Consider the following 11,429-nt stretch of genomic DNA (forward strand, 5'->3'; position numbering starts at 1 on the left):
CGAAGCTCGCGGTCGGCGTGGTTGGCGCAAGGATCACGTCGCACTGCTCGAAAGCCTGATCGAAATCGCGCGCGATCAGCGCGCGGACCCGCTGCGCCTGGTTGTAATAGGCGTCGTAGAATCCGGCGGACAGGACATAAGTGCCGATCAGGATCCGGCGCTTCACCTCGGCCCCGAAGCCCTCGGCGCGGGTCTTCTCGTAGGTCTCGGTGAGGTTGCTCCCCTCGACCCGCAGGCCGTAGCGCATGCCGTCGTAGCGGGCGAGGTTCGACGAGGCCTCCGCCGGGGCGATGATGTAGTAGGCCGGCAGCGCGTACTTGGTGTGCGGCAGGCTGACCTCGACGATCTCGCAGCCGGCCTCCTTCAGCCAGGCGATGCCCTGCTCCCACAGCTTCTCGATCTCGGCCGGCATGCCGTCGACCCGGTATTCCTTGGGGATGCCGATCCGCAGGCCCTTCACCGACCTGCCGACGAAGCTCGCGAAGTCCGGAGTCTCGATGGGCAGGCTGGTGGAGTCCTTCGGGTCGTGACCCGCCATGGATTTCAGCAGGATGGCGGCGTCTTCGACCGTCTTGGCGATCGGGCCGGCCTGATCGAGCGAGGAGGCGAAGGCCACCACGCCCCAGCGCGATACCCGGCCATAGGTCGGCTTGATGCCCACAGTGCCGGTGAAGGAAGCCGGCTGGCGGATCGAGCCGCCGGTGTCGGTGGCCGTGGCGCCCAGGCAGAGCTCGGCGGCCACCGCCGCGGCGGAACCGCCGGACGACCCGCCCGGAGTCAGCTTGGCGTTGGAGCCGGCCGACCGCCAGGGATTGACCACTGGCCCGAAGGCCGACGTCTCGTTGGACGAGCCCATGGCGAACTCGTCCATGTTCAGCTTGCCGAGCATGACCGCGCCGTCCCGCCACAGGTTGGACGTGACGGTGGACTCATAGGGCGGGACGAAGCCGCGGAGCATGTTGGAGCCGGCCGTGGTCTGGACGCCGTCGGTGCAGAACAGGTCCTTGATGCCCAGCGGCGCGCCTTCGAGGGCCCCGCCCTCGCCTTTCGCCAGCCGGGCGTCGGACGCGCGGGCCATGTCCAGCGCCTTGTCGGTGGTCTGGACGACGTAGGCGTTGAGGCGCGGGTTGGCGGCGTCGATCTCGGCGACGAAGGCGCGGGTGATCTCTTCCGAGGAGAAGTCGCGGGCCTTGAGGCCGTCGAGGGCGGCCTTGAGCGTCAGTTTCGTGAGGTCGGTCATGGCTTACTCGACCACCTTGGGGACCACGAAGAAGCCGTCGGCGGATTTCGGGGCGTTGGACAGGACGGCGTCGATCTTGTTCCCGTCGGTGACCACGTCGTCGCGCAGGCGCAGGGGCTGGTGGACGTTGGAGGTCATCGGCTCGACGCCGTCGACGTCGACCTCGTTGAGCTGCTCGATCCAGGCGAGGATGCCGTTCAGCTCCCGGGCCAGCGGCTCCAGCCGGTCTTCCGGGGTCTTGATGCGGGCGAGGTGCGCCACCCGGCGCACGGTCGCGGCGTCGATGGCCATGCGGCCCTCCGATAGCGAGAACGTAAGCGGGCGGGATTAGCCGCCCGGACCCGGTTTCACAAGGATTCTGAGAGGGGCGCGCGCTATTGCGCCGGCGTCAAGGTCACCTCGGACGGGGCGGAGCCGTCGGCGGCGATGGGCCAGCCGACGATGACCCGGCGGGTGCGGCTGCCGATCCGGCCCGTGGCCTCGTCCATGGTGCTTTCCTCGAGCTCCAGATCCACGCGTCCGGCCCGCTGGGACAGGATGCGGTAGTCGAGCACGTCACCGAGCCGGAAGACGCGCCAGCCATCCGCCGGGCCCTGGAAGAAGGCGATGTGGGTGTAGAGGCCGTTCATGGCCGGGTCGCCGCCGGCCGTGCCGAACAGTTTGGCGGCCAAGGGCCCCTGCCCCGACAGCTGGTCGAGGCGCACGACGGCGGCGGCCTGCTGCAGGGCGGCGTCGTTTTCCGGCTGCAGCGTGGCGGCGGGACCGGAGGCGGCCAGCGGGGCGACGGCGGCGAGCGGCGCGGCCTGTTCGGCCGGAGGCACGGCCTCCTTGCGGCTTTCGACGCCGGTATCGCAGGCGGCGAGCCCGATCAGGGCGGAGAGGAACAGCAGCGGTTTCATCGGACGACCCTCCTCGTCAAACGCGGACGAAGCTTTGCACTTTGACTCGGGCGCGCGCCAGTCCTACCCGCAGGCCCGTGACCGTCATGACCCTCGAAGAGCTCGCCGCCGCCACGCCGCCCGGAACGCCGTGGCTGGGGCTGGACCTCGGCGAGAAGACCATCGGCGTGGCGGCGTCGGACGCGACGCGGATGATCGCCAGCCCGCTGGTGCTGGTCCGCAAGACGAAATTCACCCAGGACGCCGAGGCGGTGCTGAAGCTGATGGACGGGCGCAGGGCGTCCGGGCTGGTGATCGGCCTGCCGCTGAACATGGACGGGAGCGAGGGACCGCGGGCGCAGTCGTGCCGGGCCTTCGCGCGCAACCTTCAGCGGCTGCGCGAGGTGCCGGTCGCGTTTCAGGACGAGCGGCTGTCGACCAGCGCGGTGGAGCGGTTCCTGATCGAGGAGCTGGACCTCAACCGCAAGCGGCGGGCCAATGTGGTCGACCGCACCGCCGCCGCCTGGATCCTGCAGGGGGCGCTGGACCGGCTGAGGGACGCCGCCGCGCGATGAACGGATTGCTGGCCGGGATCGTGCCGGTGTTCGCCATGATCGCTCTGGGCTGGACGCTGAAGGTGCGCGGCCTGCTCGGCGACGACGGCTGGCGGGCGGTCGAGCGATTGACCTATTTCATCTTCTACCCGGCCTTCCTCGTGCCCGCGGTGTGGGGCGCGGACTTCGGCGCGGGGACGGCCGGGCCGGTGGCGCTGAGCACCATCGGCGTGTCGTTCATGGTCGCGCTGGCGACGCTGGCGGCCAAGCCGGCGATCCGGGTCAGCGACCCCGGCTTCACCAGCGTGTTCCAGGGCGTGATCCGCTGGAACGGCTTCGTCTTCCTGCCGGTGGCGGGGGCCGTGTTCGGAGAGCCGGGGCTGGGCACGGCGGCGGTGGCCTTCGGCGTGTTGGCCCCGGCGCTGAACGTGATCTGCGTGCTGGCGCTGGCGAAGTGGGGCGCGGGACAGGGCGGGGGCTGGCGGCTGGCGCTACGCTCGCTGGCGCGCAATCCGATCATCTGGGCCTGCGGGATCGGGGCGGTGCTGAACCTGAGCGGGCTGAAGCCGCATCCGATCATGGAGGGGGTGTTCGGGATGATGGGGCCGGGCGCGATCGCCCTGGGGCTGATCACCGCCGGGGCGGGGTTGAGCTTCCGCTACGCCGCGAGCCGGCCCGTGCTGATCGTGACCGTGGCGGCGATCAAGCTGCTGCTGTTGCCGGTGGCCATGTTCTACGTCTGCGGCTGGCTGGGCGGCGACCGGACGGCGCAGGGGATCGCCCTGCTGGCCGGAGCGGCGCCCGGCGCGGCGGCCTCCTATGTGCTGGCGCGGCAGATGGGCGGGGACGCGCCGCTGATCGCCGGAGTGGTGGCGTTCACCACCGTCGCCAGCGCCGCCACCATCCCGTTGCTGCTGGCGGCCTTCCGTTTCCTGTGAGTCCACCGTATAGCCGGGCCTCGATGACCCAGCCCGCCGCCGTCACCGACCTGATCCACGAGCGGCTGGCGCCGTTCCCCCGCGACCATTTCCTGTCCGCCGGCGATCTGAACGCCGCGACTGTCCCGCCGTTGCTGGACCTCGCCGACGCCTTCGTCGACTTCAACCGGCAATCGTCGAAGTCGCTGGACCTGATGCGCGGCCGCACGGTCATGAACCTGTTCTTCGAGAACTCGACCCGGACCAGCGCCTCGTTCGAGATCGCGGCCAAGCGGCTGGGGGCCGATGTGACGGCGCTGAGCCCGCGCACCTCGTCCACGGCCAAGGGCGAGACCCTGATCGATACCGCGGCGACGCTGAACGCCATGAAGCCGGACGTGCTGGTGGTTCGCCACTCGGCGTCGGGCGCGGCGGCCCTGCTGTCGCAGAAGGTCAGCTGCGCCGTCGTCAACGCCGGCGACGGGCGGCATGAGCATCCGACCCAGGCGCTGCTGGACCTGCTGAGCCTGCGCCGGGCGTTCGGCGACGTGGGCGGGCTGAGCGTGGCCATCTGCGGCGACATCGCCCACAGCCGGGTGGCGCGCTCGAACGTCGCCCTGCTGTCGATGATGGGGGCGCGGGTGCGGCTGATCGGGCCGCCGACGCTGGTGCCCGGCGACGCCGACCGCTGGGGCTGCGAGGTGTTCCACGACATGCGCGAGGGGCTGCAGGGCGTCGAGGTGGTGATGATGCTGCGCCTGCAGCTGGAGCGGATGGAGGGGGCCCTGGTGCCTTCGACCCGCGAGTATTTCCGCTTCTGGGGTCTGGACCGCGAGAAGCTGGCCTGGGCCAGGCCGGGGGCCAAGGTGATGCATCCGGGGCCGATGAACCGCGGGGTCGAGATCGACTCGGATGTGGCCGACGACCTGACCGTGTCGCTGATCCAGGATCAGGTCGAGATGGGCGTGGCGGCGCGGATGGCGGTGCTGGCGGCCCTGTCGGCGCGACGCGAGGGAGCCGGGGCATGAGCGCGCTGGCGATTCTCAATGCGCGGCTGCTGGACGCGGCGAGCGACTATGACGGCCCGGGCGCGGTGCTGGTCGAGCACGGGCGGATCGTCGAGGTCATCCACGGTCATGATGCCGTCGCGCCGCAAGACGTCGAGGTCGTCGACGCCGGCGGCCTGTGCCTGTCGCCGGGGCTGATCGACATCCGGGTCAAGACGGGCGAGCCGGGGGCGGAGCCGAAGGAGACGCTGAAGTCGGCCTCGCTGTCGGCGGCGGCGGGCGGGGTGACCACCATCGTCATCCAGCCGGACACCGACCCGGCCATCGACGATCCGGCGATGATCGAGTTCATCCAGCGGCGCGGGGCGGCCCTGGAGCTGATCAATGTGCGGGCGGCGGGGGCGGCGACGCAGGGCCGCAACGGGGACCGGATGGCCGAAATCGGCCTGATGGACGAGGCCGGGGCGCTGTATTTCACCGACGTCGACCGGGTCATCGCCAATACCCGGATGCTGCAGCGGGTGATGAGCTATGCGGCGGCGTTCAACGCGCTGGTGTCGTGCCGCCCGGCCGATCCGTGGTTGAGCGAGGGGGCGGTGGCGACCTCGGGCGAGTTGGCGACGCGGTTGGGACTGGCCTCCGCGCCGGCCATCGCCGAACGCATCCAGCTGGAGCGCGACCTGGCGCTGGTCGAGCAGACCGGGGCGCGGTTCCTGATCGACCAGATCTCCACCGAGGGCGCGCTGGAGACGCTGGCGCGGGCGCGGGCCCGGGGACTGGAGGTCGCCGCCTCGGTGTCGATCAACCATCTGTGCTTCAACGAGATCGACATTGGCGACTACCGGACCTTCTACCGGATGGACCCGCCGCTGCGGCCGGAGAGCGACCGGCAGGCGCTGATCGAGGCGGTGCGGGACGGGTTGATCGACGCCATCACCAGCGCCCACGCCCCCGCCCCGGCTGAGGACAAGCGGAGGCCGTTCGCCGAGGCGACGCCAGGGGCGGTGGGTCTGGAGACGTTGCTGCCGGCGGCGCTGTCGCTGCATCACGAGGATGGGCTCGACCTGCTGGACATCCTGCGGCCGCTGACGTACGGGCCGGCGACGCTGCTGGGGCTCGACAGCGGCGTGCTGGCGCAGGGCGCGCCGGCCGACCTGATGCTGTTCGATCCCGGTGCGCCGGTGGTGATCGACGCCGATGCCCTGAAATCCAAGTCGAAGAACTCGCCCTTCGATGGGCGCCGCCTGCAAGGCAAGGTCTTGCTCACCGTCGTCGGCGGACGCATCGTCCACGACGCACGCTAGAGGGGAGCGAATCAGTTGCAGGATCTGGTCGGACCCGCCTTGGGGACGCTCGCGCTCGCCGCGGCGGGCGGCTACCTGCTGGGCTCCATTCCATTCGGCGTGATCCTGACGCGGGCGGCGGGCGCCGGCGACGTCCGCCAGATCGGCTCCGGCAACATCGGCGCGACCAATGTGCTGCGGACGGGGCGCAAGGACCTGGCCATCGCCACCCTGCTGCTCGACGCGGGCAAGGGGGCGGCGGCGCTGCTGCTGGCGCGGGCGCTGTTTCCGGACGTGCCCGCGATCGCCGCCATCGCCGGCGGCGCGGCCTTCCTCGGCCACCTGTTCCCGGTCTGGCTGGGCTTCAAGGGCGGCAAGGGCGTGGCGACCTTCTTCGGCCTGCTGCTGGCCGCGGCCTGGCCGCTCGGCCTGCTCGCCGGAGCGACCTGGCTGATCGTCGCCGCCGTGTTCCGGATTTCCTCGCTCGCGGCGCTGGTCGCCGCCGCCGCCGCGCCGCTCTACGCCCTGCTGCCGCTGGCGGCGCTGGGACTGCCCGCGCCGGCGCCGATCCTGGTGCTGGCGGCCTTCACCGCGGCCCTGATCTGGGTGCGGCACCACCAGAATATCGCCCGCCTGCTCAAGGGGACGGAACCGCGCATCGGGGCCGGAAAGGCGTGACCGCCCGGGCGCCGCTGCCGGAGACGGAGCGGTTCGCCCGATTGCGACTCGCCCGGACCGATCGGATTGGTCCGGTCACCTTCAAACAGCTGCTCGACCGGTTCGGCTCGGCCGAGCGGGCCATTGAAGCCCTGCCCGACCTCCTCCGCCGCGGCGGCGGTGACGGGCATGACCTGCCGCCCGCCGCCGAAATCGAAGCCGAGATCGAGGCTGGGGCGAGGCTCGGCGCGAGGCTGATCGTTCTGGACGACGCGGACTATCCGGAGATGCTGGCCGCGGTCGATCCGCCGCCGCCGATGCTGTGGGCGCTGGGCGATACGAGCCTGATGAGCCGCCCCTGCATCGCCGTGGTCGGGGCCCGGATCGCCTCGGCGGGCGGGCAGCGGATCGCGCGCGGACTGTCGCAGCAGCTCGGCGAGGCCGGGCATGTGGTGGTGTCCGGACTGGCGCGCGGGATCGACGGCGCGGCGCATGCCGGGGCGCTGGCGACCGGGACCGTCGCGGTGCTGGGCGGCGGAGTCGATGACGTCTATCCGCCGGACAACGCCGAACTCTATGCGCAGATCGTCGAGCAGGGCTGCGTCGTCTCGGAGAGCCGGATCGGGGCGCGGGCGCAGGCCAAGGACTTCCCGCGGCGCAACCGCATCATCTCCGGCCTGTCGCGCGGCGTGATCGTGGTCGAGGCCGAGATCCGCTCGGGGTCGCTGATCACCGCGCGGCTGGCCGCCGAACAGGGGCGCGACGTGTTCGCCATCCCCGGCTCGCCGCTCGATCCGAGGTCCCGCGGGCCGAACGAGCTGCTGCGGCAGGGCGCGATCCTGTGCGAAGGGGTGGACGACGTGGAACGGGCCTTCTCGACGTTGCGCACGCTGCGGGAGCCGCCGGCGGACAATCCGTTCGAGGGCGCGCCGGAGGACATCGACGCGGCGTTTCTGGAACGCGTCGCCGCCCTGCTGTCGCCGACGCCGACGCCGCGCGACGAGCTGGCCCGGGCCCTGTCGGCCCCGATCGGACTGGTCGCCGCCGCCCTACTGGAACTGAGCCTCGCCGGACGCGCGACCCTGCTGCCGGGAGGGCTGGTTTCGCTCTGACCGCCGCCCCGAATTACGCCGCCGATTGACAGCGACGTCCGCGCCAACCACGTTCCGCCCCCTTTCGAGCCCCTTCAAGGCCCCCTCCCCGCATGAACCTCGTCGTCGTCGAGAGCCCCGCAAAGGCCAAGACCATCAACAAATATCTGGGCCCGGACTTCCACGTCCTGGCGTCCTACGGCCACGTCCGCGACCTGCCGTCGAAGGACGGTTCGGTTCTGCCCGACGACGACTTCGCCATGTCCTGGGAGATCGATCCCAAGGCCTCGAAGCGGATGTCCGAGATCGCCGAGGCGGCGAAGAAGGCCGACCGCGTCATCCTCGCCACCGACCCGGATCGCGAGGGCGAGGCGATCAGCTGGCACGTGCTGGACATCCTGACGAAGAAGAAGGCGCTGAAGGACACGCCGGTCGAACGGGTCACCTTCAACGCCATCACCAAGGGCGCGGTGCTGGAGGCCATGGCCAATCCGCGCCAGCTGGATATGGAGCTGGTCGAGGCCTATCTGGCCCGGCGGGCGCTGGACTATCTGGTCGGCTTCACCCTGTCGCCGGTGCTGTGGCGCAAGCTGCCCGGCGCCCGCTCGGCCGGGCGGGTGCAGTCGGTGGCGCTGCGCATCGTGGTCGACCGCGAGCTGGAGATCGAGGCCTTCCGGCCGCAGGAATACTGGTCGGTCGAGGCCGACCTGACCGCCGACAGCCCGCCGTTCACGACGCGGCTGGTCAAGCACGCCGGCAAACGGGTGCAGCGGCTGGACATCACCTCCGAAGCCATGGCCTCGGCGGCGCGCGAGGCGATCAACGCCGGGACCTTCACGATCCGCTCGATCGAGAAGAAGCCGGTCAAGCGCGCGCCGAGCCCGCCGTTCATGACCTCGACCCTGCAGCAGGAGGCGAGCCGCAAGCTGGGCTTCACGGCGCAGCGGACGATGCAGGCGGCGCAGAAGCTGTACGAGGGCGTCGACGACCAGGGCGGCCTGATCACCTATATGCGGACCGACGGCCTGTACGTCAGCCCGGAGGGCATCGCCCAGGCCCGCGAGGTGATCGGCAGCCGGTTCGGCCCCGCCTACGTTCCGGAGCAGCCCCGCTTCTACAAGACCAAGGCCAAGAATGCGCAGGAGGCCCACGAGGCCATTCGCCCGACCAACATGGCCCGGGCGCCCGAGACCCTGCGTCTGGAGGGCGACCTCCAGCGGCTGTACGAGTTGATCTGGAAACGCACCATCGCCAGCCAGATGGAATCGGCGCGGCTGGACCGGACCACGGTCGAAATCGAGGAGCCGATGGGCGAGACCGCGCTGCGCGCCACGGGTCAGGTCGTGGCCTTCGACGGCTTCATGGCGGTCTATGAAGAGGGCCGAGACGACAAGCCGAAGTCGGGCGAGGACGACGAGGACGACACCACCCGCCTGCCCGCTCTGAAGGAAGGCGCGACGGTCAAGGTCGAGGCCATTCGCACCGAGCAGCATTTCACCGAGCCGCCGCCGCGCTTCTCGGAAGCGACGCTGGTCAAGAAGCTGGAGGAGCTGGGCATCGGGCGGCCGTCGACCTACGCCTCGATCCTGACCACGCTGCGCGACCGGGGCTATGTGCGGACCGACAAGAACCGGTTCATCCCCGAGGACACGGGACGGCTGGTCACGGCCTTCCTTGAGCAGTTCTTCGGCAAGTGGGTGGAGTACGACTTCACCGCCGACCTGGAGACCCAGCTGGACGAGGTGTCGGCGGGCGACCTGGACTGGAAGAAGCTGCTGCGCGACTTCTGGGGCCAGCTGAAGCCGGCCACGGACGAGGTCACCGGCCAGCAGGGCGTGATCGACAAGCTGGACGAGGCGATCGGGCCGTTCCTGTTCCCGCCCAAGGCGGACGGTTCGGACCCGCGCCTGTGCCCGGTCTGCGGCACGGGACGGCTGCACCTGAAGGCCAGCTTCAAGATGAAGTCGACCTTCATCGGCTGCTCCAACTATCCCGAGTGCAAATACACCCGCGGCTTCGGCAGCGGCGCGGCGGACGCCGGGGCCGGGACGGACCGCGAACTGGGCGTCGACCCGGAAACGGGGCAGCCGGTGCACCTGAAGATCGGACGGTTCGGACCCTATGTGGAGACCACGCCGCCGGGGGCGGAGAAGCCCAAGCGCTCGTCGTTGCCGAAGGGCTGGTCGCCGGCCTCGCTGACGCTGGAGCAGGCGTTGCGTCTGCTGGCCCTGCCGCGCGAGGTCGGGCTGCATCCCGAGGACGGCAAGCCGATCACGGCAGGCCTCGGCCGTTACGGGCCGTTCGTGCAGCACGCGGGGACCTATGCCAATGTCGCCGACATCGACGAGGTGTTCGAGGTCGGGTTGAACCGCGCCGTGGTGCTGCTGGCCGAGAAACGCGCGGGCAAGTTCGCCGGACGCGGCGCGGCCGCGGCGCCGCTGAAGGACCTCGGCGCCCACCCGGAAACGGGCGAGCCGATCCACGTCATGGCCGGGCGGTTTGGGCCCTATGTGAAGTCGGGCAAGATCAACGCCACCCTGCCCAAGGGCACGGCGCCCGAGGACCTGACGCTGGAGGCGGCCCTGCCGCTGCTGGCCGCACGGGCGGCGGCGGCTCCGTCGAAGGGCAAGAAGGCCCCGGCGAAGAAGGCGGCGACGAAGAAGCCCGCGGCCAAGAAGACCGCGGCGAAGAAGCCGGCCGCCAAGAAGGCCGCGGCCAAGGCCTAGTTTTTCAGCAGGCGGTCGCGGGCGGCGTTGAGGCGGGAGGCGAGGCCCTCGGTGCCGCCCTGATCCGGGTGGGCGCGGGCCATCAGCCGCTTCCAGGCGGCGTTGATCTGCTGCGGCGTGGCGTCGGCGGAGACGCCGAGCAGCGAGCGGGCCTCGGCCTCGGTCATGGCTTCGGTGCGCGGGCCCGGTGCGCGCTGGCGCGAGGCGAGGGTCAGCCACAGGCCGGCTGCGGCGAGAGCCGCGGCGGGGAGCCAGGAGCCCCGGGCGGCGAGCAGGACGGCGCCGCCGATCAGCACGGCGCTGAACAGGGTGGCGGTGACGCGCCAGTGGCCCTGCCCTCGCCGCTCCGTCTGCCGGCCCAGCCGCACCAGCGCCCAGACGGCGATCGCCGCCAGCGCCAGCCAGACGAGGCTCAAGAGCTCACGCCGCTTCGTCCAGCGGGGCGTTCAGGGAGCCGCCGTCGAGGCCGAGCGCCTGCATCAGATTGCGCAGTTCCTGTCGCGCGGCGACGTGGGCCAGCGACACGGCCACGGGACGGACGTCGTTGGAGAGATCGGCGACGGTCAGGCCGAACGGGAAGAGTTCGCGGTAGATGACGCGGTCGCGCAGGCCCGGGCCGATGCGGAAGCCGACCCGGCGGGCCAGTTTCTCCGTCCGCTCCTCGAGGCGCTGGCGGTTGCGGGCCGCGGCCACGGCCATGCGGTTGACCACCACGATCCAGTCGATGGCGGCGGCGCGGCCCTCGGTGATGGCGCGGTGCTTTCGCGCCTCCCAGACGCTCTCGGAATAGATCGACGGCTTGAGCAACTCGAGCGTGACCGGATCCACCTGCCCGAGCAGGTCGAAGTCGACGAAGCTGTCGTTCATCGGCGTGACAACGAGATCCGCGCGGCCATGGGCCGCCCGGGAGTCAGCCGTATCGGACCCGGGCGTGTCGATGAGCACGATCCCCGCGCCCGAGGCGGCGGCGGCGTCGATGGCCCCTTCAACGGACGCTCCCTCATCCAGGCGGATATGGAGCGGCGCCGGCAGCTCTGCGGCGGGATTAGCCGCCTTCCACGCCAGGCGGTTGTCGA

At 71.0% G+C, this 11,429-nt stretch carries 12 protein-coding genes; 7 read left to right on the forward strand and 5 right to left on the reverse strand.

What is annotated here, in order from left to right:
- The 3 genes from gatA to VEA98_RS10585 form a co-directional block, all read right to left on the reverse strand.
- Nucleotides 1-1,240 (reverse strand): Asp-tRNA(Asn)/Glu-tRNA(Gln) amidotransferase subunit GatA (gene gatA, locus VEA98_RS10575; protein ID WP_324813961.1); only part of this gene is annotated, 1,240 nt, incomplete at its 3' end.
- 3 nt (nt 1,241-1,243) lie between these two features.
- Nucleotides 1,244-1,531 (reverse strand): Asp-tRNA(Asn)/Glu-tRNA(Gln) amidotransferase subunit GatC, encoded by a 288-nt coding sequence (gene gatC / locus VEA98_RS10580; RefSeq protein ID WP_324813964.1) that lies wholly within the window; start codon nt 1,529-1,531, stop codon nt 1,244-1,246.
- An 83-nt stretch (nt 1,532-1,614) separates the two neighbouring features.
- A complete protein-coding gene (locus VEA98_RS10585; protein WP_324813967.1) occupies nt 1,615-2,139 on the reverse strand; it encodes a hypothetical protein in 525 nt (174 codons plus the stop codon).
- A gap of 77 nt (nt 2,140-2,216) precedes the next feature.
- Here VEA98_RS10585 and ruvX point away from each other — a divergent pair, with 77 nt between their 5' ends.
- The 7 genes from ruvX to topA all read left to right on the forward strand — a co-directional run bounded on the left by ruvX (nt 2,217) and on the right by topA (nt 10,353).
- Entirely contained in the window at nt 2,217-2,693 is a 477-nt protein-coding gene (gene ruvX, locus VEA98_RS10590; protein ID WP_324813969.1) for a Holliday junction resolvase RuvX, read from the forward strand.
- Nucleotides 2,690-3,610, forward strand: a complete 921-nt coding sequence (locus tag VEA98_RS10595; RefSeq protein ID WP_324813971.1) for an AEC family transporter — start codon at nt 2,690-2,692, stop codon at nt 3,608-3,610. Before ruvX ends, VEA98_RS10595 begins: the two co-directional genes overlap by 4 nt.
- 23 nt (nt 3,611-3,633) lie before the next feature.
- Nucleotides 3,634-4,617 (forward strand): aspartate carbamoyltransferase catalytic subunit, encoded by a 984-nt coding sequence (locus VEA98_RS10600; protein ID WP_324813973.1) that lies wholly within the window; start codon nt 3,634-3,636, stop codon nt 4,615-4,617.
- Nucleotides 4,614-5,900, forward strand: a complete 1,287-nt coding sequence (pyrC, locus tag VEA98_RS10605) for a dihydroorotase (RefSeq protein ID WP_324813975.1) — start codon at nt 4,614-4,616, stop codon at nt 5,898-5,900. Before VEA98_RS10600 ends, pyrC begins: the two co-directional genes overlap by 4 nt.
- A gap of 15 nt (nt 5,901-5,915) precedes the next feature.
- Nucleotides 5,916-6,557 carry a glycerol-3-phosphate 1-O-acyltransferase PlsY gene (gene plsY, locus VEA98_RS10610; RefSeq protein WP_324813977.1) on the forward strand — a complete coding sequence of 214 codons (642 nt, stop codon included), beginning with the start codon at nt 5,916-5,918 and terminating at the stop codon, nt 6,555-6,557.
- Nucleotides 6,554-7,648, forward strand: coding sequence for a DNA-processing protein DprA (gene dprA, locus VEA98_RS10615; protein ID WP_324813980.1), 1,095 nt, complete (start codon nt 6,554-6,556; stop codon nt 7,646-7,648). The genes plsY and dprA overlap by 4 nt, the downstream gene beginning before the upstream one ends.
- 92 nt (nt 7,649-7,740) lie before the next feature.
- Nucleotides 7,741-10,353 carry a type I DNA topoisomerase gene (topA, locus tag VEA98_RS10620; RefSeq protein WP_324813983.1) on the forward strand — a complete coding sequence of 871 codons (2,613 nt, stop codon included), beginning with the start codon at nt 7,741-7,743 and terminating at the stop codon, nt 10,351-10,353.
- Here the strand turns inward: topA and VEA98_RS10625 are convergent.
- Both VEA98_RS10625 and VEA98_RS10630 read right to left on the reverse strand, forming a co-directional pair.
- Nucleotides 10,350-10,769 carry a molecular chaperone DnaJ gene (locus VEA98_RS10625; protein WP_324813985.1) on the reverse strand — a complete coding sequence of 140 codons (420 nt, stop codon included), beginning with the start codon at nt 10,767-10,769 and terminating at the stop codon, nt 10,350-10,352. The two genes, topA and VEA98_RS10625, sit on opposite strands and share 4 nt — an antisense overlap.
- Before the next feature lie 4 nt (nt 10,770-10,773).
- A partial coding sequence (locus tag VEA98_RS10630; protein ID WP_324813987.1) for a division plane positioning ATPase MipZ occupies nt 10,774-11,429 on the reverse strand: 656 nt, incomplete at its 5' end.

Origin of the sequence: Brevundimonas sp., from assembly GCF_035627055.1 — a bacterium.
GTDB lineage: Bacteria > Pseudomonadota > Alphaproteobacteria > Caulobacterales > Caulobacteraceae > Brevundimonas.

What these genes read in the sequence shown, in the direction of transcription:
- gatC (WP_324813964.1), bottom strand. Translation starts at nt 1,531, where the DNA reads ATGGCCATCGACGCCGCGACCGTGCGCCGGGTGGCGCACCTCGCCCGC.
- VEA98_RS10585 (WP_324813967.1), bottom strand. Translation starts at nt 2,139, where the DNA reads ATGAAACCGCTGCTGTTCCTCTCCGCCCTGATCGGGCTCGCCGCCTGC.
- VEA98_RS10595 (WP_324813971.1), top strand. Translation starts at nt 2,690, where the DNA reads ATGAACGGATTGCTGGCCGGGATCGTGCCGGTGTTCGCCATGATCGCT.
- VEA98_RS10600 (WP_324813973.1), top strand. Translation starts at nt 3,634, where the DNA reads ATGACCCAGCCCGCCGCCGTCACCGACCTGATCCACGAGCGGCTGGCG.
- pyrC (WP_324813975.1), top strand. Translation starts at nt 4,614, where the DNA reads ATGAGCGCGCTGGCGATTCTCAATGCGCGGCTGCTGGACGCGGCGAGC.
- topA (WP_324813983.1), top strand. Translation starts at nt 7,741, where the DNA reads ATGAACCTCGTCGTCGTCGAGAGCCCCGCAAAGGCCAAGACCATCAAC.